This is a genomic window from Erythrobacter epiphyticus (genome assembly GCF_034653295.1).
Lineage (GTDB): Bacteria > Pseudomonadota > Alphaproteobacteria > Sphingomonadales > Sphingomonadaceae > Erythrobacter.
Genome location: NZ_JAYEEU010000009.1, coordinates 49,643 through 70,444, shown reverse-complemented (window position 1 = coordinate 70,444; position 20,802 = coordinate 49,643). Strand labels below are relative to the sequence as shown.

Genomic DNA, 20,802 nt, shown 5'->3' with positions numbered 1-20,802 from the left:
CCCTCAGGATGATGCAAGCTTGCAAGGCTTGATTGCGCTCGCTGCAACGCGCGATTTGCCGCGTCCGAAGCGGGCAAAATATCCCTGATTATCGGGCAGTTCCGTAAACTCGATCAGCTGGTAGCCGATGGCTTCGAATTCACAGAACAACAGGCTGTGCGGCAGACCATGGCGCCCGGCGGGGCGATCGGTTTCCACCACAATGATTTCGCCGCCTGCCGTCAGCGCGGGCCACATGCGCCACAGGAAGGCGTAAGGCTCGGCGACCTCGTGATACATGTGAACGAGGAAAATCCGGTCAAAACTGTCGACCGGAAGTTGCGGATTGTCTTCCTCGCCAAGCTTGATCGAGATGTTCTCAAGCCGCTCGCGTTCAACCCGGCGGCCGAGCCGTTCAAGCGCATCACGGTTGATGTCCTGCGCCAGCACGCGGCCATCCGCGCCGACCCGATCGGCAAGCCGGACGGTGTAATAGCCCTCGCCCGCGCCGATATCGGCCACCGTCATGCCGGGACGGATATGAGCGAGATCCATGACGATCTGCGCCTCGCGCAATTCGTCGCGGCTGTCTTCATTGCCAAAGGCCGTCGAAACCGGGCGATCAACCGGGCGATCGGGCTTGGGGAATTCGAGCGCGCTGTCAGAGCGCGGCGCGGCTGGCAGCAGCCCGCTTTCGCAGCCTGCGAGCACCGCCGCGGCCAGCACAGCCAAGGCGAAACCCGCGCGAACCATCAGTCCACATCCTCGACATCGGCCTTCTCGCCGGTAACGCGCTGGGCCAGCGCGGCCGCGATGAAGGGATCAATCGCGCCATCGAGCACATCAGCGGGCGTGTTCGAGACCACGCCGGTGCGCAGGTCTTTCACCATCTGATAGGGCTGGAGCACATAGGAGCGGATCTGGTGCCCCCAGCCAATATCGCTCTTGGCCGAATGTTCGGCGCTGGCGGCTTCTTCGCGGGCGCGCATTTCGGCTTCGTAAAGCCGGGCTTTCAGCATGTTCATCGCGATTTCGCGGTTCTTGTGCTGGCTGCGGTCCTGCTGGCTCGCCACCACGATACCGCTGGGCTGGTGGGTGATGCGCACGGCAGAGTCCGTGGTGTTGACGTGCTGCCCGCCCGCACCGCTCGCGCGGTAGGTGTCGATCTTGAGATCAGCCGGATTGATATCAATCTCGAACGAATCGTCGATCACGGGATAGACCCACACGCTCGAAAAGCTGGTGTGGCGCCGCGCCGAGGAATCATAGGGACTGATGCGGACAAGCCGGTGCACGCCGCTTTCAGTCTTGGCATAGCCATAGGCGTTCTCGCCCTTGATGAGCAGCGTGGCCGACTTGATCCCGGCCTGCTCACCCGCCTGATACTCGACCGTCTCGACCTTGAAGCCGCGCCGTTCGGCCCAGCGGCCATACATGCGGAAGAGCATCTCGGCCCAGTCCTGGCTTTCGGTGCCGCCTGCGCCGGCATGGATTTCGAGATAGGTGTCGTTGCCATCCACCTCGCCCGAAAGCAGTGCCTGCACCTTGTCAGCGTCAGCACGCTCGGCCAGCCCGGCCAAGGTGGCCAGACCATCTTCGATGATGCTGTCCTCGCCTTCGGCCTCGCCCATCTCGATGAATTCGATGGCATCGGCCATTTCGGCGGAAATCTCGTTGACGGTGCCGATCGCTGATTCCAGCGTCTTCTGCTCGCGGCTGATCGCCTGCGCTTCCTTGGGATTGTCCCACAGCGCAGGATCCTGCACGCGCGCATTCAACTCGTCGAGGCGGCGCAAGGCGCGCTCCCAGTCGAGCGACTGGCGCACCAGCGCCAGCGCAGCCTCGATCCGATTGATGTAAGAGAGGGCCTCAGCCCGCATAGATCACCTTCATGCTCACACGCGACAATTCCGGCTCCGCTTAGCGGGGAGCGCGTGATTGTAAAGCAGCGAGCCTATTTGCGCAGTTTGCGCACCGCTTCGAGCGTCTTGGCGACATGGCCGCGATAATCGCCGCTGGAATAGACGGTTACGATCTTGCCATCGCGCCCGATCACATAGGAGGTGCGGTTGGCGAGGCCCGAGCTGCCCATCGCGACATCATAGGCCGCGATCACCTTGGCGTTGGCCACGCCGACCGGGAAGGCATCGCGGCATTCCTCGCGGCTGAAACGCTTGAGCGTGGCGATATCGTCATTGGACATCCCGATCACGCTGGCGCCGAGCGCCTTGAACTGCGGCATGGCCTCGGCAAAGGCATTGGCTTCAAGCGTGCAGCCGCTGGTGAAGGCCTTGGGGTAGAAATAGAGCACCACCGGCCCCTTCGCGAGCGCGCTCGAAAGCGAGAAGCCGAATTCCTTGCCGGCAAGCGCGGCCTGCGTCGAGAAGGTCGGGGCCTTGGCGCCTTCGGCCAGTTCGGCTGCGGCGGGTGCAGCAGCGGTGAAAGCAAGGGCGAAAGCGGCGGTGAGCGGGGCGAGTTTTGTGTTCATGAGCCTTCAAACCTTCCAACAGACAAGCGGTTCCGCACACCCAGCCTAATAGAGCCCGCCTTTTTCCTCGGCGAGATTGCGCGGCATCGCATCGGGATCATCGTCCTCGCTGGCGCGCAGATTGGCGCTGCCGGCCCGGATGAGCGCAAGGATTTCGTTACGCCGCGCGGCGATTTCGTCCTGACGGGTGTAACGATCCGGCTCGGTATCGGGCTTGAAGGCTTCCCAGATGATCGCCGAGCGGGGATCATCGGTCGGCCAGCCATCGAACACCTGCTTGCCCGACCGGCGATCAACCCGCACCATCCGCACCCCGGCCGGGGCAACCGCGGGCACATCCGACCACTTGTCGCGCGACTTTTCGATCAGGCTCTTGATGATCGGGGCGGCAATCGTGCCGCCATAGGCATAGCCGCCCATGTTGCGCGGCTGATCAAAGCCAACATAGGCGCCCGCCACGATCGCCTGCGTGCCACCGATGAACCACACATCCTTGGGGCCGGTGGTGGTGCCGGTCTTGCCGAACAGCGGCAGGCCAAGCGGATTGAGCACCGTCGCCGTTCCGCGGCTGACAGCGCCGCGCAGCATGTGCATCACCTGAAACGCGGTGCGCGCGTCCATCGCCTGCTCACCGCGCACACCAAAGCGCGGCATCGGCTTGCCATCCCATTGCGGCATCGAACACCCGCGGCATTCCCGCTTGTCCGCCCGCCACAGCACTTTGCCGCGGCGATCCTGCACGTAATCAATCACGGTGGGCGGGTTGAGCCGACCATGGTTGGCGAGCGCGGCATAGGCGGCCACCATCCGGCTTACCGTGGTTTCGCCTGCGCCAAGCGCGGTTGAGGGATAGGCCGGGAACTTGCCGATATCGAGCTTTTCGATCGCCTTGACGACATTGTTCATGCCCGCAGTCATGCCGATCTGCACCGTCATGATGTTCTGCGATTGCTCGAGCCCGTAGCGCATCGGATATTGCCCGCCGCTGCCGGTGCCGCGGATGCACTTCTCGCCCAGGTTCGCGCCCTGATAATAGCAGAACCGCGAGTTATCGATCTGGGTCGATGGCGTCATCCCGCTATCAAGCCCGGTCGCATAGACGAAGGGCTTGATGGTCGAGCCCGGTTGGCGCATTGCTTGCGTGGCGCGGTTGAAGTCCGAGAGGCGGTTATCGAACCCGCCCTGCATCGCCAGCACCCGCCCGGTCTGGGCCTGTTGCACCACCAATGCGCCTTGCGCTTCGGGCACGGTGCGCACCTGCCATGCGCCGCCCGAAGGGCTCGCCACGATCACATCGCCGGTTTTGAGCCGATCCGGCAACCCGCCGAGGGGCGCTTCGGTCCCGTCGGAAAAGCCGATCCGCGCCGAAGATCCGTTGCGCTGCGTGACCACGCCAACCCGCCAATTGCGATAGCGGATGCCAAGCGGCGAGGCCGCAAGCTGGCTCGCCCAATTGCCTTCGCTCACATCAATGGTGGCCAGCGGGCCTGTCCAACCCCGGCCGCCGTGATAGCGCAGCAGCCCTTCGCGCAGCGCCTCGCGCGCGGCATCCTGCATCCCGGTGTCGAGCGAGGTGCGCACCCACAGCCCGCCTGCATAGACGCTGTTGGGGCCATCTTCGGCCGTCTCGCCAAACTGATCAATCAGCTGGCGGCGGACCTCCTCAAGGAAATAGCCCGCATCCGCGCTGCGTTCAGCGCGCTGCTGTACCAGGCCAAGCGGCTTGGCGAGCGCAGCGCGGCGTTCAGAGCCTGAGATAAAGCCATTGGCTTCCATGCGATCGAGCACAAAGGCCCGGCGGGCCAGTGCCGCCTGCTCCTGCCCCTTGCGGCCATAACGCTCGGGCGCCTTGGGCAAAGTTGCAAGGAAAGCCATTTCATGCAGCTCAAGCGCGTCAACGTCCTTGTCAAAATAGGCGCGCGCGGCCGCCTGCACCCCGAAAGAACGCCGCCCGAGCGGGATCTCGTTGAGATACAGTTCAAGGATCTGCTCCTTGGTCAGCACCTGTTCGATGCGCCCGGCGAGGATTATTTCCTTGAGCTTGCGCGTCACCGAATATTCATCGCCCAGCAGCAGGTTCTTGGCGACTTGCTGCGTGATGGTCGAACCGCCGACCGCGCGTTCCCCCGAACCCATCTTGAGCGTGTAATCGACCACCGCATTGGCAGTGCCCATGAAATCGACCCCGCCGTGGCTGAAGAAATTCTTGTCCTCAGCGGCAAGGAAGGCTTCGATCAACTTCTGGGGGAAATCCGCATATTGCAGCTGCACCCGGCGCTCACGGGCATAGGAATGGACAATTTCGCCATCAAACCCGCGCACCACCGTCGGCAGCGGGGTTTCGTAGGTCAGCAGCGCCTCGGCCTCGGGCAGATCGCGCACCAGCCACACGAACATGGCGATCCACAGGAACAACCCGAAGGCGGCGGCTCCGGCAGCGATCCGGAACATCAGGCTTTCACGCCACCTGCTGCGGAACCATGCGACAAGCCCGCCGATATCGCGGTTCACGCGGTACCGGAAATAGGCCCAATTTGGCAGGCCAGTCGAGGCGGAGGCAGGCTCGGTCATGCGGGAGAGGCGCGATTAGCACGCAGGCGCGCCCAATTGCCAGCGTGTTTCGCGGATTATCCCTCCTCGCCCGCGCGGCGCGCGAAATAGATGCGGATGGCCCGCGCCAGCACCGCGGCATAGGCCTGTCGCCCTTCCGGCGTGGTCAGGCGCGCCCGATCGGCATCATTGGTGACAAACCCGCTTTCAAACAGCACCGAGGGAACATCGGGGGCCCGCAGCACCGCCAGCGCGGCCGAGCGCTTGGGCTGGGTCACAAAGGGCAAGACCCCCGCGCCCTCGCGCAGCACCACGCTGGCGAAAATCGCGGCGTCATCCTGCGTGCGCTGCTGCGCCAGTTCGACAAGAATGGTGCTCACCACCGCGCTTTCGCCCGTGACCACCAAACCATTGACCCGGTCCGCGTTGTTTTCGCGCGCGGCAAAGCGCGCGGCGGCCTCGCTCGAAGCCTCGTTCGAAAGGGTGTAGACGCTTGCGCCGCCCACGCCGTCCGCATCGCCTGCGGAATCCGCATGGATCGAGATGAACAGATCCGCGCCCAGTTGCCGCGCCATTTCCGGGCGATCCGCCAGCGCCAGGATGCGATCATCCTCGCGCGTCAGCGCAACGCGGATCGTGCCGATCTTCAGCAGCTCGGCGCGCAGCGCTTTGGCGATGGCGAGGGTGATGTCCTTTTCGGCAAAGCGCGCCCCTGCCTCATCCGTCCCGACAGCACCGGGATCGCGTCCGCCATGCCCGGCATCGATCACCACCAGCGGGCGCGAGGGATCTTTCGGGCCGGCCACACCCGGCAGCGCCAGCGGGCCTGCCGGCGCTTCCAGCGCAAAGCGCAGCACATAGTCGCGGCCCCATTCGGGCAGGATAATACGCTGGCCGAGCGCGGCCACACTGCCCAGCACAACGAGCGGCAGGCCAAGCATGAGCAGAATGAATGCGCGCAGGCTCATCGTGGCAATTGCTTAAGGCCTTGCCTTTAAAAAGCGCAATAGAGTTGCTTGGATTAACCCACGGTGCTAGCAACCCGAGATAAGGGCTCAAGTATGGTCAGCAATCGCGCTTCCGTCTCTTTGATGCCCGCCGGCCGGACATTCTGATATCCGGCTCCAGACAGGTTGATGCAGTGACGAGACGCTTTTTCCCGCAGATTTGCACCCCGCCCGCTTCGTGCGGCGGCGTGTTTGCGGGCCAAGCCGCGGCGGTTTGCCGCAATCCCGTTCCAGCAGACACGAACTTCGCGCCTTTCGCTTTCCGCGAATCCGGTGTGACAACCAACCCCGGCCTTGGCTTTGCCCGCGCCGGTTCCCAACACAATACGCGCCCCCTTTACGCCCCCATGCGGGCAAGGCCGGGCGCATGGAGAATATTCAATGGCAACGCGCATGCTTATCGATGCGCGCCACCCGGAAGAAACCCGGGTGGCGGTTCTGCAAGGCAACCGGATTGAGGAGTTCGACTTTGAATCTGCCGAACACAAGCAGATCAAGGGCAATATCTATCTTGCGAAAGTAACCCGGGTCGAACCGTCGCTTCAGGCGGCCTTTGTCGACTTTGGTGGCAATCGCCACGGTTTCCTCGCTTTCAGCGAAATCCACCCCGATTACTACCAGATTCCCAAGGCTGATCGCGAAGCCTTGCTCGCCGAAGAGGCCGAAGCGGCCGAAGAGGAAGAGCGCCTGCGCGCCGAGGAAGAAGAAGAAGGCATTGCGCCCGGCGACGAATATGACGCCGAGGATGACAGCGGCGAAGCGCTCGCCGAAGATCTTGCCGAAGATGGCATCGAGGAAGTCGACACCTCCGACAAGGATGATGTCGCCACCATCGAAGGCGGCGCGGTCGAAGATGGCGGATCGGACGACGAGGACGACGACAGCGACACTGCCGAAGGCGATGAAGGCCGCGAACGCGGTCGTCGCGGGCGCCGCCGTCAGGGCAAGGGCGCCGACAAGAGCAAGAACAGCCGCAGCCGTGCCAAGCAGGTCGACGAAGTCCGTGCCAAGCGCATGGCGCTGCGTCGCCGCTACAAGATCCAGGATGTCATCCAGCGCCGTCAGGTGCTGCTGGTGCAAGTCGTCAAGGAAGAGCGCGGCAACAAGGGCGCGGCGCTCACCACCTATCTGAGCCTTGCCGGGCGCTACACCGTGCTGATGCCCAACAGCTCGCACGGCGGCGGGATCAGCCGCAAGATCAACTCGACGAGCGATCGCAAGCGCCTGAAGGAAATCGTCGCGGAGATGAAATTGCCGCGCTCGATGGGCCTGATTGTCCGCACCGCGGGCCTTTCGCGCACCAAGCCGGAAATCCGCCGCGATTTCGATTATCTCGCCCGCCTGTGGGACGAAATCCGCGAAAAGACTCTCGCTTCGGTCGCGCCGGCGTTGATCCATTCGGACAGCGATCTGATCAAGCGCGCGATCCGCGATATCTATAACAAGGAAATCGAGGAAGTCGTCGTCGAAGGCGAGGATGGCTACAAGTCGGCCAAGGCCTTCATGAAGCTGTTGATGCCCAGCCATGCACGGCGGGTGAAGGCCTATGTCGATCCGGTGCCGCTGTTCCAGCGCTATGGTGCGGAAGATCAGCTGCGCGCGATGTATGATCCGATGGTGCAGCTCAAATCGGGCGGCTACCTGATCATCAACCCGACCGAGGCGCTGGTTTCGATCGACATCAACTCGGGCCGTTCCACCAAGGAACACGGCATCGAGGCGACCGCGCTGCACACCAATCTCGAAGCCGCCAAGGAAATCGCCCGCCAGCTGCGCCTGCGCGACATGGCCGGGCTTGTCGTGATCGACTTCATCGACATGGAGTATTCCTCCAACATCCGAAAAGTCGAAAAGGCGATGAAGGACGCGCTCAAGCATGATCGCGCGCGCATCCAGGTCGGCCGCATTTCCAGCTTCGGCCTGATGGAAATGAGCCGTCAGCGCCTGCGCACCGGCGTGCTCGAAGCGACCACCCGCCCCTGCCCGCATTGCGACGGCACCGGTCTGGTGCGCACCGCTTCATCGGCAGGGCTTTCGGCGCTGCGTCTGATCGAGGACGAAGCCGCCAAGGGCAAGGGCACGCAGATCCGTCTGGCCGCCAGCACCGAAGCGGCGATCTACCTGCTCAATGAAAAGCGCGCCGATCTGGTCGAGATCGAACAGCGCTACGGCGTGGCCGTCGAAGTCGTTCCCGAAGGCGAGAACGAAGGCGCGAAGATGACCGTTTCGTCAAGCGGTCCGCGCCCCTCGCAGGCCCCGCGCTTTGATCCGATCATCGAGGACGAGGAAGACGATCTCGATCTGCCCGAAGAGGATGAGGACGAGGCCGAAGAAGAGACCCGCAACGAACCGCGCGAACGCGGCGACAGCGATGACGAAGGTGGTCGCCGCAAGAAGCGTCGCCGTCGCCGGGGTGGCCGTAACCGCAAGCGCGAAGATGGCGAAGGCAGTGCAGGCGGCGAAGACGGCGGCACCGATGATGCCGGCGACGATGGCGAAGGTGACAGCGAGTCCGAAGCCAGCGGTGATGCCGCCTCCGAAAACACCGGCGAAGATGGCGGTGATCGTCCCAAGAAGCGCCGTCGGCGCGGTGGGCGCGGTCGCAACAAGCGCCGTGGTGACGAAGGCGAAGGCACTGGCGAGGCCAGCACCGACAACGACAGCGACGCAAACGACGCCGAAGGCGAAGCTGCCAGCGATGCCGAGGTCACTGCGCCTGCCACTGCGCCTGCGGTTGAAGTGGCGGATGAGCCGGTCGCTGACGAGGTCCCTGCCGAAAAGCCCAAGCGCAAGCGCGCGCCGCGCAAGCCCAAGGTTGCGGTTGATACCGCCGAAGCGGCTGAGAGCGTCGACGTGGCCGAGCCTTCCGCTGCTGCGGAAGTCGTGGAGACGGCAGAAGCGGCAGAAGCGGTAGAAGAAGCCCCTGCCGAAAAGCCCAAGCGCAAGCGTGCGGCCCCGCGCAAGAAGGCCGCCGCCGCCGAAGCCGCTGATGAAGCCATCAGCGCGCCCGTCGCCGAGGAACCGGCCGCCGCACCGACCGCAGATGCTGCACCCGCAGCCGAAAGCGCCGATGCACCCGAAGATAACGGGGGCAAGCCGCGCCGCGGCTGGTGGCAACGCACCTTCGGCGAATAATCCGCACCAACACTGGATCATGCAAAAGGGCGGGCGCAGGCAACTGCACCCGCCCTTTTCATGTCAGCTTGCGCGCCGCGCCCCACTCCATCCATCCGGCAAAGCGCGGCGCTTGGTGCGTGTAGCCCTTCCCCAGCGTTTCGACGGCGAAGCCTGCCTGATCGAGCGCGGCGCTGATCGGGCGTGTCAGGTGACAGCCCCCGGCAAGGCGCTTCCACACAGGCTCGATCCGCTCCTGCCAGCGCGCCACGCTGCGATCGGGTGCGAGGCCATGCTCGCAGAACAGCAGCGCGCCGCCGGGCCGCAAGATGCGGCGCATTTCGCCCAGCACCTGCGCCGGATCATGCACCGAACACAAGGTAAAGGTGCACACCACCGTATCAAAACGCCCATCGGGAAAGGGGATCGCCTCGCCGCGCGCCTGCCGGATATCGGCCTGCCAGCCCTTGGCTGCGGCAGCCTGCCGCGTCGCATCGAGCAGGCCTTCATGCGGATCAATCCCGGCGTAGGAAGTGATCGCCTTGGTGTCGTAGAAGGCATGATTGATCCCGCCGCCGCAGCCCAGCTCGAACACATTGCCCTGTGCCAGTGGCACCACGGCCGCGCGGCGCTTCATCACTTGCCCCTGCGAACAGGCGCAGGTGATCAGCTTGGGCATGATGCGCGCCTCGTACCATGCTGCCAGTCCCATTCCTGCCCCTCCCCTTTTGCCCTCTTTCCCGCCACGGCAATGCGTGGCACGTTACGGGCTCACCGCCAAGCGCCACGAGATGACAGGATTTTGCCATGACGACGACCACCGCGAGCAGATCGCCCTTCCGGTTCCATCCAACCTTGTGGATCTGCGCGGCGATGTTGCTGGCTTTCCCGGCGCTTGGCACCGTGATGAGCGAGGAAGTCAATTGGGGGGCGGAAGACTTCGCGATCTTCACCCTGATGCTCGCCGGGTTGTGCGGCGGGATCGAGGCGGCGTGGTACTGGCTTGATTCGCCGCGCTGGCGCATTGGCGGCGCGCTGTTCGGGGTGCTGATGTTCCTGACGCTGTGGGCGCATCTGGCGGTGGGCCTGTTCGACTAGGCCGGAACCTCCGCTCCGCGAAAATCGAAGACCCGGCCCGATTGTTCGGGGGTGAGCGCGGCAAGCACGCCGAGAAGGTTCGCCGCCGCATCAGTCGGCGTGGTAAGCTGCCCTTCGGGCAAACCGCTCTGGAAGGGTTGCGACAGCGCGCTGTCGACCGTGCCGGGATGCAAGCCGGCAACCACGCCTTGGGGATGGGTGCGCGCCATTTCGAGCGCGAAATTGCGCAGCAGCATGTTGAGCGCCGCTTTCGAGGCGCGGTAGGAATGCCACCCGCCCAGACGGTTATCGCTGATCGAGCCGACCCGCGCGCTGAGCGCAGCGAAGACAAAGCGTTCATCCTTCGCCATCAGCGGCAGAATATGCTTTGCAATCAGCGCCGGGCCGATGGTGTTGATGGCGAAGACTTCGGCCATGACATCAGAATCAAGCCGCTTCAGCGTGCGCTCCGGCCCGGTGCCATCGGCCAGCGTCAGCACCCCGCTGGCGATGATCACCCATTGCGGGCGCTGATCGCGCATCAGATTGGCCGCATCGGCAATGCTGGATTCGTCGGAGAGATCGAAATCGAACGGACGGAACGCCTTGCCCCGGGGGCCTTCTCCGCGCCTTGTGCCGGTATAGACCAGTTCGGTGCCGCCCGCAGCCAGCGCTTCGGCAACCGCGCGTCCGATCCCGCCCGACGCGCCGAACACGGCGGCGCAGCGCGGCCAGACCTCGGGCGATTTTCCTAATGCGTTCATATCACTTAAAGTCGCGGCATGGGCTTAGGGTTCCGTCATTTTGGCCTGCTATTTGACCGCGTGTGCCAGCCCCCCCCGTTTTTGCGCCTATGACAGTGTCTCATATGTCTCCATCATGTCAGGCTTTGCGCCCTGCGCGCCGCGCTCAACACATATGCCAATCCTCGCAAGCAAGCCCCGCTTGCCTCGTGTCACAACTCCGCTAGATAGGCTTCGCACAGGTTCATGGGGATCCGAATAGATGGCGACTTTCACTCTCCCGGCAAATTCCAAGATCAAGCCGCAGGGCAAGGTGCACAAAAGCACCGGCGGACGGGTGAAGTCGTTCAAGGTCTATCGCTACGATCCCGACAGCGGGGAAAATCCGCGCTACGACAAGTTCGAGATTGATCTCGATGAATGCGGGCCGATGGTGCTCGACGCGCTGTTCAAGATCAAGAACGAGATCGATCCGACGCTGACCTTCCGCCGTTCGTGCCGCGAAGGGATCTGCGGGTCGTGTTCGATGAACATGAACGGTAAGAACGGCCTTGCCTGCACCACCGCGATCGAAGATCTCAAGGGCGAAATCCGCATCACGCCGCTCCCCCATATGGACGTGATCAAGGATCTGGTGCCTGATTTCTCGCACTTCTACGCACAATATGCCTCGATCAAGCCGTGGTTGCAGACGGTGACCCCGACGCCGTCGGGCAAGGAACGCCTGCAATCGCCCGAACAGCGCGAAAAGTTGGATGGTCTTTACGAGTGCATCCTGTGCGCCTGCTGTTCGACCTCGTGCCCGTCCTACTGGTGGAATTCGGACAAGTTCCTTGGCCCGGCGATCCTGCTCCAGGCCTATCGCTGGCTGGCCGACAGCCGGGACGAGATGACGGGTGAACGTCTCAACGAGCTCGAAGACCCGTTCCGGCTCTATCGCTGCCACACCATCATGAACTGCGCGAATGTCTGCCCCAAGGGTCTCAGCCCGGCCAAGGCGATTGCCGAAACCAAGAAGATGATGGCCGAACGCGCCATCTGAGGCGTTCGGAGCAGCAGCATGGCGGACGCGGGCGAAAGAGCCATTCCTTTTGAATATCGCCCGCTCGATGCCGCCGATTGCGGCGGCGAGGCAGGCTGGTTCACCTGGAACATGGTGGATCGCACCCGCTTCAACACCGCCGTACTCGGCGAGATGCGGGTGCGGCGCGAAGGTGCGCTCTGCCGCCTGCGCATGTTCCCCGAACGGCGCCACACCAATCTCACCGATAATGTCCACGGCGGGGTGACGCTCGCGCTGATCGATATCTCGCTGTTTGCCGCGATGCATATCAATGGCAGCGGCGAGGCGGGCCCTTCCGTCACGGTGGAACTCTCCACCCAATTTGTCGGCGGCGGCGATCCGGCGCGCCCTCTCGATGCGGTGACGGAGATCATTCGCGAGACCGGCAAGATGCTGTTCCTGCGCGGCCAGTGCGTGCAGGTGCGCGCAGACGGGCACGAGGACATCATTGCCAGCTATTCGGGCATCATCCGCAAGATGCGCTCGCGTGCGCCGTGACCGGGGTGCTTGCGCGCTATGACGCGCTGATTGCCTCGGGCGAATTGCGCCCCGATCCCGATCAACGTGCCGCTGCCGGGTGGCTGGCGCAGGTACAGGCCGCGCTCGAAGCGCCGCCGCCCCGCCCCGGCCTGCTGGCGCGGCTGATCGGCAGCAGCGCCACCACGCCGGCGATCCGCGGGCTTTACATGTGGGGCGGTGTCGGGCGCGGCAAATCGATGCTGATGGACCTGTTCCATGCCTCGCTGGCGATCCCGGAAAAGCGCCGCGTGCATTTTCATGCCTTCATGCAGGAAGTCCACGCGGCCCTGCGCGAGGCGCGCAAAAGCGAAAGCGGCGATCCGATCCCGCCGGTTGCGGCCAAGCTCGCTGCCGGACTGCGCGTGCTCGCGTTTGACGAGATGGTGGTGAACAATTCCGCCGATGCCATGATCATGAGCCGGCTGTTCACCGCCTTGATCCGCGATCACGGGCTGACGGTTGTGACAACTTCGAACCGCGCGCCCTCGGAACTCTACAAGGACGGGCTCAACCGCGAGCATTTCCTGCCCTTTATCGCGCTGATCGAGAGCGATCTTGATGTGCTGACGCTGGACGGGCCGACCGATTACCGGCTCGACCGGATCGGCGGGCTTGCCACGTGGCACTCCCCGCTGGGTGATGCTGCAACCGCCAAGGTGCGCGAGGCCTTCTTCCGGCTGACCGACTTTGCCCCCGAAGACGCGGCCCATGTCCCCTCGCAGGACTTGGCGGTGGGCGGCGGGCGCACGCTGCATGTGCCCAAATCGCTCAAAGGCGTTGGCGTGTTCAGTTTCAAGAAGCTGTGCGCCGAGGCGCGCGGTGCCGCCGATTACCTCGCCATCGCGCGCGCCTTTCACACGGTGGTGCTGGTCGGCATTCCGCAGATGGGGCCGGAAAACCGCAACGAGGCCGCGCGGTTTGTAACCCTGATCGACGCGCTCTACGAACACCGGGTCAAGCTGTTCGCCACCGCCGCCGCCGCGCCGCGTGACTTGTATCGCGCGGGCGATGGCGCCTTTGAGTTCGAACGCACTGTCAGCCGGTTGATGGAAATGCAGAGCGATGCCTATATGGCGCTCGGCCATGGGCTTGAAGGCTAGGCCGCAGCCGTCAGGCCGCTTTGCGCCCGGCGTCGCTTTCGAACCATTCGATCAGCATCGTGAGGACATGGCGTAGCGATTGTTCCTGATCCTCAAGCCGCGCTTCAAGTTGGGCCAGCGCAGCCTTGAGCGCCGGATCACCCCATGCCGCGCTGTCCTCTTCGCCGGGTTCGCGCGCGGGCGCCGCGCCCGTGCGCCGCAGCCGCCGCAGCGCTGCTTCCAGCTCCGCCGTGCGTGCATCGCGCCGCGCCAGCATCGTCGCGGCATCGGCGAGCATGGCAGAGGCCGCTGCCCGCGTATCGACCGGCGGTTCCGGCTCGATGCTGAGCGCGCTCGCCAGCGGGGCCGCGCCGCGGGTTTCATCGGCGGCCATCTCGTCAATCACCGCCTCAAGCATGGCGCTGGTCAATGCGCCCTGCTCCTCGATCGCGCCCAGCAGCATCACCCGGTTCATCACCTGATTGACCCGGCGCGGAATGCCCTCGGTGTGCCGGTAAATCCCCGCCATCAGATCAGGGCCCAGTGCCGGGTTGCTGCCTTGCCAGCCCACCTGCCGCAGGCGATGCGCGACATAAAGCCCGACCTCATCGCCGCTCAAGCCTTCAAGATGGTGCGAGGCAATGATGCGCTGGCGCAATTGTTCAAGCGCGGGATGCTGTGCCAGCGTGCGGCGGAATTCGGGCTGACCCAGCAGCAGGATTTGCAACAGCGGACGCGTGCCGAGCTGAAAGTTGGAGAGCATGCGCAATTCTTCGAGCGCGGTGAGATCAAGATTCTGGCACTCATCGACGATCAGCAGCGCGCGGCGCCCGGCGCGGGCTTCGTCTTGCAGGAAGCGCTCGATGGCGGCGAGCACGCCCGCCTTGTCCTGCCCTTCTGTCGCCAAGCCAAAGGCAGCGGCCACCATGTGCACGAGGCCAGCGCCATCCAGCGCGGTGGTGACCAGCTTGGCCGTGGTGAGTTCGGCAGGATCAACCTGCGCCATAAGATGCGCCACAAGGGTCGATTTGCCTGCGCCGACTTCGCCGGTGATGACGATAAAACCTTCGCCCTGATTGAGCCCGTAACCGAGATAGCTCAGCGCGCGGCGGTGGCTCGCGCTCTCGAAATAGAATCGCGGGTCAGGCGTCAGCTGGAACGCGCGGGCCGCAAGACCATAGAATTGTTCATACATCAGCGTGAACCCAAGGCATTCGGACATGGCGGCACAATCAGGCCGGTGGGGCGCAAGCTCTCGCAGAAAGTGGTGAATAATGTGTTAGTTAATCGCTGGCCAGCACACAGGCCTTGGGGCAAGCGCCGGGCAAAGCGGGATCGGTCAGATCAGCATTTCCCTTGCCGGGCCATGGCCAAGGAACCCGCTCGGCGATGCGCTGGCGCCATAGGCTCCGGCGCAAAAGATCGCGACCAGATCGCCCACATCGGCATGCGGCATCATTGCATTGTCTGCGAGCCGATCAAGCGGCGTGCACAGGCACCCGACGATGTTCACCTCTTCGCTGGCAGGGGCATCAAAACGGGTCGCAATCGCCGAGGGATAATTGCGCCGCACCACCGTGCCGAAATTGCCCGAGGCGGCAAGCTGGTGATGCAGCCCGCCATCGGTGACAAGATAGGTGACCCCGTGGCTCTCCTTGCGATCAATCACGCGGCACAGATAGACCCCGGCCTCACCTGTCAGATACCGGCCAAGTTCGAGGCAAAGGTCGGTGTCCGCGAGGGCTGAGGGGAGGTGCGCGACCCGCTCAGCAAGCGCCGCGCCAACCTGCGCCAGATCAAGCGGGGTGTCGCCGGGGAAATAGGGAATGCCAAAGCCGCCGCCCATGTTGAGCTTGGGCAAGGGGTGACCAATCGCTTCGGCAAGCGTGGCGGCAAGATCCAGCACCTTGCCCTGCGCCTCGATGATGGCGTCCGCACTCAGCGTCTGGCTGCCGGTGAAGATATGGAGCCCGCGCCACTCCGCGCCCGCGGCAATGACATGGCGGGCAAGCGCGGGCACCTTGTCGGCATCGACCCCGAAAGGCTTGGCCCCGCCGCCCATTTTCATGCCCGAACCCTTGAGCTCGAAGCTCGGATTGACCCGGATCGCGATGCGCGGCGGTTTGCCGAGCCGCGCGCCAATCGCAAGGGCGCGCGCCGCTTCGCCTGCGCTTTCGCAATTGAGCGTGACGCCCGCCTCAATCGCGGCGGTCAGTTCATCATCGCGCTTGCCCGGCCCGGCAAAGCTGATGCGCGGCGGATCAATCCCGAGGCGTTGGCAGATGGCGAGCTCTCCCGCCGAGGCAATATCGAACCCGTCCACCAGCCCCGCCATATGGGCAACCACGGCGGGCAGCGGATTGGCTTTGACCGCGTAATTGATCCCCACCCGACACGGCAAAGCCGCGCGCAACTGGGCGACGCGGGCATCGAGCAAGGCGCGGTCATAGACAAACAGCGGCGTATCGCCCGCTTCGGCGACAAGCGCGCTCGCCAAGCGACCGGCAATCGCAAGCTCGCCATCCAAGGCGCTGTAACCGGGCGGAATGGGCCCAACAGGCTTCACGCGGGGAACCTTTCGGCAAGTTCACGGGCCAGCGCGGTGCGATCGATCTTGCCGTTGGGATTGAGCGGCATCGCCTCGCGCCAGTGAATATGTTGCGGCTGCATGAAGGTCGGCAGCTCGCGTTGCAAGGCTTTGGACAAGAGATCGGCGGCATCCTCGCCTTGTCCGGCGGCGCGGCGCACCACCAGATGCACGCTCTGGCCAAGCCGGGGATCGGCAATGCCGAGCGCCACGGCTTCGGCGACAAGGCCGGTGGCGAGCGCGGTGTCCTCAATCTCCTGCGGGCTGATGCGGTTGCCCGCGCTCTTGATCATCGCGTCGCGGCGCCCGGCGAAATAGTGCAACCCGGTGGCATCGCGCCGCACCCGATCACCCGACCATACGGCGATGCCGCCATATTCCGAGGCAGCGGGGGCTGGCCGGAAGCGTTCGGCGGTGCGCACGGCATCCTGCCAATAGCCCTGCGCCACCAGTGGCCCGCAATGCACCAACTCGCCTTCCTCATCCGCTGCGGCCACCTCGCCCGCGTCATTGATCACCAGCACCTCGGCAAAGGGGATCGCGCGGCCCATCGATGTCGGGTGCTGATCGACCAGCGCCGGATCGAGATATGTCGAACGGAAGGCCTCGGTCAGCCCGTACATCGGATAGAGCGCAGCATCGGGAAAGCTCGCGCGCAAGCGGTGCACCAGATCTGCCGTCAGCGCGCCGCCACTGTTGGTCAAGCGCCGCAGCGACGCTTTCGCCGCGTCTGGCCACGAGGTTTCCGTCAATTGCACCCACAGCGGCGGGACCGCGGCCAGCGTGGTGATGGCATGCTGCGCACAGGCCTTCACCACATCGCGCGGAAAGAGGAAATCGAGCGGCACCACGCTACCGCCGGCATACCATGTCGAAAGCAGTTGATTCTGGCCGTAATCGAACGACAGGGGCAGCACCGCCAGCGTCACATCATCGCGCGCGAGCGTGAGATAATGCGCCACGCTCACCGCGCCGAGCCACATATTGGCATGGCTGAGCATCACGCCCTTGGGACGCCCGGTCGAGCCCGAGGTGTAGAGGATCGCCGCGAGGCTTGCAGGGTCCGCATCCGAAGGGCCGCAGCGCCGGCCGAGCGCCCCGGCCTCGACCAGCGCCGTGCTTTCATCGACCACCCGGCATTCCTCAGGCACATCCTCCGGCGTCAGGCTGGCAAGGCGCGAGGGCGTACCCAGCAGCAATTGCGCGCCGCTATCGGCAAGGATATGCGCCACTTGGGCACGTTTGAGCAGCGGATTGATCGGGACATGCACCAGTCCCGCCCGCGCCGCGGCGAGCGGCATCAGGCAGGTGAGTTCGCCCTTGGCAGCCCATGTCGCGACCCGTGCGCCCGGTTCAGGCAACGTATCGATGAGCCACTGCGCCAATTCGCCCACCCGCCGTGCCAGCGCCTTGTGATCGAGCGTGCCGTTGCGCAGCACCAGAGCGGGCTGATCGCCGCAGCCAGCGAGCCCTGCCCGTTCGGCAAGGTGATCCAGCGGCAGAGGGGTCGCATCGGGCATCATTGCTGCGCGGTATCACCATCGCGCGGATATCTGGCAAGCCTTGAATGGTGCGCGCCATGCTGCGCCCGATGGATAGGCCCGCCGCGCAATGCTTGCGCCCCGCGCCCCCGATAGCTAAGCGACGCGGCCACACCGTGCGCCCGCCGCGTTTTTCCAAGACGCAGCAAGGCGCATCGCTGAGGATGACAGGGCTAGGGCAATGACAGATCTGGCAATTGACCGCGAACTCAAGGCCTTGATTGCCGATGTGCTGGGCCTTGATCCGGCAACCGCGCAGGCGTTTGACGCGGAATCAGGCCTGTTCGGCCATTTGCCCGAGCTTGATTCGATGGCGGTTGCGGGCCTGCTCACCGAAATGGAAGACCGGCTTGGCATTGTGATCGATGATGATGACGTCGATGGCGCGATGCTCGAAACCTATGGCGGGCTGCTCGCCTTTGCCGAAGCCAAGCTCGCCGCCGCTGCCTGAAAGACGCGCGGCCCTACCGCTCGAACAGGCTCACCAGCTCGACATGGGTGGACCAGCGGAACTGGCCGACCGGGCGCAGTTTTGTCAGGCGATAGCCGCTCGCCGCCAGCACCGCCGCATCGCGCGCCCAGCTTGAAGGGTTGCAACTCACATAGACCACCCGCGACACAGTGCTAGCGGCGATCTCAGCGATCTGGGCACGGGCACCAGCGCGCGGCGGATCGAGCAGGATACCATCGAAGCGGTTGAGCTCCTCAGGCTGGAGCGGCGAACGGAACAGGTCGCGGTGGAGCGCCAGCACCCTTCCCCCGCTCATCGCCCCCGCCGCTTTGCACGCGAGGTGCGCCGCCCGCTCCGCTTCGACCGCCAGCACCTTGCTTTCCTCTCGCAGCGCAAAGGCGAAGGTGCCAAGCCCGGCGAAGAGGTCAGCCACAACCCGTGCACCCGCCAGCCATCCGGCGGCATCGGCGGCCATCACATGCTCGGCATCATGGGTCGCCTGAAGGAAAGCGCCGGGCGGCAGGCTTACCGGCACGCCCGACAGGGTCACGGTCGCCGGTTCGGGCTCCCAGACGGTTTCAGGACCGTAGCCTTGATCGAAGGAAAGGCGCGCAAGGCTCTGTTCCTGCGCGAAATCGAGCGCCGCTTCGGTCGGCCCGAGCCCCTCGAGCGGGAAGTGCGTGAAGCACGCCTCCACGCCCTGATCCGCCAAGGTCAGATCGATGCCGACAATTCCCTTTGGCCCATGCGCCGCCACAAACCGCCGGAGCGGCGCGATCAGCGCGGTCAGTGCGGGGTGCAGCACCGGGCATTCGGCCAGATCGACGACGCGGTGCGATCCGCCCTCACGGTAACCCAGCACAGCGCCCTTGGCCGTGCGCAGTCCATGGAGGCCTGCGCGGCGGCGGGTGGCAGGCGGGGAGAGGTGGACGGGGAGCAGCTCGGCAGGTTCCAGCCCCTGCCCCCGCACCGCGTTGACCACCCGGCCCTCAACAAACCCGGCGAGCACCGTGTCGTCCGCGTGCTGCAGCAGACACCCGCCGCACACCCCGAAATGGCGGCAGGCGGGCGCAATGTGGTGCGGGCCGGGCGTGATCGCGCCAGCCTCGTCCACCATGTCGCCGGTGACGCCGCCTGCGATATGGCGGCCCGAGACGGTCACGCCGTCGCCTTTGGCGGCGAGGCGGATGATAGGTTCAAGATCGGTCACAGGCAGGCCGCTAGCGCCTCGGACACCTGTTCGGCAAGCTGCGTCGGCGTGAAAGCCGCCCCGGCCCGCCGTGCGACCTCGCCGTGGAGCCACAGCGCCTCGCAGGCGGCGATGAAGGGATCGGCACCGTTCGCCATGCGGCTCGCCGCAATCCCGGCAAGTACATCGCCCGTCCCGGCCACCGACAGCCAGCTGGGCGCGGGCTGCCCAAGCGCGAGACGGCCGTCAGGCGCGACGACGAGGCTGTCCGGCCCCTTGGCGAGCACGACCATGCCGCTGACCCGAGCCAGTGCCAGAGCCCGGTCGCGACGGGTTTCCGCGATGACGCCAAAGCTGCGGCACAAGGTCTCAAGCTCGCCGTCATGCGGGGTGGCAAGCATCGGAACTTCGCGGGTGAGCATCGCGGGGGTGAGCAGCATCAGGGCATCGGCATCGAGCACCAAGGCGCGCGCCTGCGCCAAGGCTGCTTCAAGCCGCGCACGCGCTGCATCATCGCGGCCCAGACCCGGCCCGACCAGCACAGCGGCGATGCGCGGATCGGCCAGCGCCTGGGCCAGTGGCGCGGTATCCGTCACCACATCGGACGGCGTGCGCGGATCGGCCTGAGGAGCAAGCAACTTCACATAGCCCGCGCCCGCGCGTTGGGCCGCTTGGGCGGCGAGCAGGCTCGCCCCCGGCATGGCTCCGCTAAGGATGCCAAGCAGCCCCCGGCGATATTTGTGGCTGTCCGCCGCAGGGGGGCTGAGGCGAGGCCGTTCGATCAGTTGCGCGGCACCCTCAACCGGCGCGATCCCGATCGGGACAAGCCGCATCTGCCCCATCAGCGCCCGGCCCGGCAGGCTCCAATGCACGAACTTCCACGCGCCCAGCGCGAGGGTCAGGTCATAGGTGGGCAGGCGCTCGTTCAGCACCGCGCCGCTGTCGCTGGCGATGCCCGAGGGCACATCGACCGCGACCTTGGAGCGATGCCGCGCCGCGAGATCGCGCAGCAGCAACGCGTGCTCGGCGATCAAGGGCCGCGCCAGGCCGGAACCGAACAGGCAGTCGACGAACACGTCGCCCCCCGCCCCTCCGGCTGTGCTGACCGGCCCGTTCCACCGCCGCCGCGCTTCTTTGGCGGCATCGGTTGCGGGCTCGAGCGGAGCGATCACGGCCACCGCATTGCCCGCCTCCCGCAAGAGGCGAGCGATGACATAGCCGTCTCCGCCGTTGTTGCCGGGGCCACACAGGACCGTCACCGCGCGTCCCGCGGCGATCCGGCGGATCCACTCGGCCGCGCCGCCCGCCGCGATCTCCATCAAGTCCGAAACGCTGGTGCCCGCATCGAACAGCGCCTGTTCGGCCGCGCGCATCTGCTGCGCCGTCAGGACCTGTGCGTCGGTCATGACGCGGCC

18 protein-coding genes are annotated in these 20,802 nt (G+C 65.1%); 6 read left to right on the top strand and 12 right to left on the bottom strand.

Going from position 1 to position 20,802, the window contains the following annotated elements; translation table 11 throughout:
- Positions 1–3: 3 nt before the first annotated feature.
- From SOQ14_RS11200 to SOQ14_RS11180, 5 genes are all read right to left on the bottom strand, one after another.
- The gene (locus tag SOQ14_RS11200; protein ID WP_322898203.1) at positions 4–732 is read right to left on the bottom strand and encodes a class I SAM-dependent methyltransferase; all 729 of its coding nucleotides are present in this window, start codon (positions 730–732) and stop codon (positions 4–6) included.
- Positions 732–1,859: a peptide chain release factor 2 gene (gene prfB, locus SOQ14_RS11195; protein WP_322898202.1), complete on the bottom strand. Its 1,128-nt coding sequence runs from the start codon at positions 1,857–1,859 to the stop codon at positions 732–734. The genes SOQ14_RS11200 and prfB overlap by 1 nt, the downstream gene beginning before the upstream one ends.
- Before the next feature lie 74 nt (positions 1,860–1,933).
- On the bottom strand, positions 1,934–2,467 hold the full coding sequence (locus tag SOQ14_RS11190; RefSeq protein WP_322898201.1) for a peroxiredoxin: 534 nt from the start codon (positions 2,465–2,467) through the stop codon (positions 1,934–1,936).
- Positions 2,468–2,512: 45 nt separating this feature from the next.
- The gene (locus SOQ14_RS11185) at positions 2,513–5,038 is read right to left on the bottom strand and encodes a penicillin-binding protein 1A (RefSeq protein WP_322898200.1); all 2,526 of its coding nucleotides are present in this window, start codon (positions 5,036–5,038) and stop codon (positions 2,513–2,515) included.
- Between the two features lie 56 nt (positions 5,039–5,094).
- Positions 5,095–5,985, bottom strand: a complete 891-nt coding sequence (locus SOQ14_RS11180; protein WP_322898199.1) for an N-acetylmuramoyl-L-alanine amidase family protein — start codon at positions 5,983–5,985, stop codon at positions 5,095–5,097.
- A gap of 420 nt (positions 5,986–6,405) precedes the next feature.
- On the opposite strand from SOQ14_RS11180, the gene SOQ14_RS11175 reads away from it, so the two are divergent.
- Positions 6,406–9,159, top strand: a complete 2,754-nt coding sequence (locus SOQ14_RS11175; protein ID WP_322898198.1) for an Rne/Rng family ribonuclease — start codon at positions 6,406–6,408, stop codon at positions 9,157–9,159.
- A gap of 58 nt (positions 9,160–9,217) precedes the next feature.
- On the opposite strand, the gene SOQ14_RS11170 is transcribed toward SOQ14_RS11175, so the two are convergent.
- Positions 9,218–9,850 (bottom strand): class I SAM-dependent methyltransferase, encoded by a 633-nt coding sequence (locus SOQ14_RS11170; RefSeq protein WP_322898197.1) that lies wholly within the window; start codon positions 9,848–9,850, stop codon positions 9,218–9,220.
- A gap of 95 nt (positions 9,851–9,945) precedes the next feature.
- On the opposite strand from SOQ14_RS11170, the gene SOQ14_RS11165 reads away from it, so the two are divergent.
- Complete coding sequence (locus tag SOQ14_RS11165) at positions 9,946–10,236, top strand: hypothetical protein (RefSeq protein ID WP_322898196.1); 291 nt, start codon at positions 9,946–9,948, stop codon at positions 10,234–10,236.
- Here the strand turns inward: SOQ14_RS11165 and SOQ14_RS11160 are convergent.
- Positions 10,233–10,979 carry an SDR family NAD(P)-dependent oxidoreductase gene (locus SOQ14_RS11160; RefSeq protein ID WP_322898195.1) on the bottom strand — a complete coding sequence of 249 codons (747 nt, stop codon included), beginning with the start codon at positions 10,977–10,979 and terminating at the stop codon, positions 10,233–10,235. The two genes, SOQ14_RS11165 and SOQ14_RS11160, sit on opposite strands and share 4 nt — an antisense overlap.
- 241 nt (positions 10,980–11,220) lie before the next feature.
- Between SOQ14_RS11160 and sdhB the strand changes: the two genes are divergently transcribed.
- The 3 genes from sdhB to zapE are packed head-to-tail and all read left to right on the top strand — an operon-like array spanning position 11,221 to position 13,640.
- Complete coding sequence (sdhB, locus tag SOQ14_RS11155) at positions 11,221–12,000, top strand: succinate dehydrogenase iron-sulfur subunit (RefSeq protein ID WP_322898194.1); 780 nt, start codon at positions 11,221–11,223, stop codon at positions 11,998–12,000.
- 18 nt (positions 12,001–12,018) lie between these two features.
- On the top strand, positions 12,019–12,519 hold the full coding sequence (locus SOQ14_RS11150; RefSeq protein WP_322898193.1) for a PaaI family thioesterase: 501 nt from the start codon (positions 12,019–12,021) through the stop codon (positions 12,517–12,519).
- Positions 12,516–13,640 (top strand): cell division protein ZapE, encoded by a 1,125-nt coding sequence (gene zapE, locus SOQ14_RS11145; RefSeq protein ID WP_322898192.1) that lies wholly within the window; start codon positions 12,516–12,518, stop codon positions 13,638–13,640. The genes SOQ14_RS11150 and zapE overlap by 4 nt, the downstream gene beginning before the upstream one ends.
- A gap of 10 nt (positions 13,641–13,650) precedes the next feature.
- On the opposite strand, the gene SOQ14_RS11140 is transcribed toward zapE, so the two are convergent.
- The 3 genes from SOQ14_RS11140 to SOQ14_RS11130 form a co-directional block, all read right to left on the bottom strand.
- Positions 13,651–14,814 (bottom strand): XrtA/PEP-CTERM system-associated ATPase, encoded by a 1,164-nt coding sequence (locus SOQ14_RS11140; protein WP_322898564.1) that lies wholly within the window; start codon positions 14,812–14,814, stop codon positions 13,651–13,653.
- Positions 14,815–14,958: 144 nt separating this feature from the next.
- Entirely contained in the window at positions 14,959–16,185 is a 1,227-nt protein-coding gene (locus SOQ14_RS11135; RefSeq protein WP_322898191.1) for a pyridoxal-dependent decarboxylase, exosortase A system-associated, read from the bottom strand.
- A complete protein-coding gene (locus SOQ14_RS11130) occupies positions 16,182–17,729 on the bottom strand; it encodes an acyl-CoA ligase (AMP-forming), exosortase A system-associated (protein WP_322898190.1) in 1,548 nt (515 codons plus the stop codon). Before SOQ14_RS11130 ends, SOQ14_RS11135 begins: the two co-directional genes overlap by 4 nt.
- A gap of 199 nt (positions 17,730–17,928) precedes the next feature.
- Between SOQ14_RS11130 and SOQ14_RS11125 the strand changes: the two genes are divergently transcribed.
- Positions 17,929–18,198 (top strand): phosphopantetheine-binding protein, encoded by a 270-nt coding sequence (locus tag SOQ14_RS11125; RefSeq protein ID WP_322898189.1) that lies wholly within the window; start codon positions 17,929–17,931, stop codon positions 18,196–18,198.
- A 13-nt stretch (positions 18,199–18,211) separates the two neighbouring features.
- On the opposite strand, the gene SOQ14_RS11120 is transcribed toward SOQ14_RS11125, so the two are convergent.
- Positions 18,212–19,408 (bottom strand): class I SAM-dependent RNA methyltransferase, encoded by a 1,197-nt coding sequence (locus SOQ14_RS11120; RefSeq protein ID WP_322898188.1) that lies wholly within the window; start codon positions 19,406–19,408, stop codon positions 18,212–18,214.
- Complete coding sequence (locus tag SOQ14_RS11115; protein WP_322898187.1) at positions 19,405–20,793, bottom strand: NAD(P)H-hydrate epimerase; 1,389 nt, start codon at positions 20,791–20,793, stop codon at positions 19,405–19,407. Before SOQ14_RS11115 ends, SOQ14_RS11120 begins: the two co-directional genes overlap by 4 nt.
- Positions 20,794–20,802: the final 9 nt, after the last annotated feature.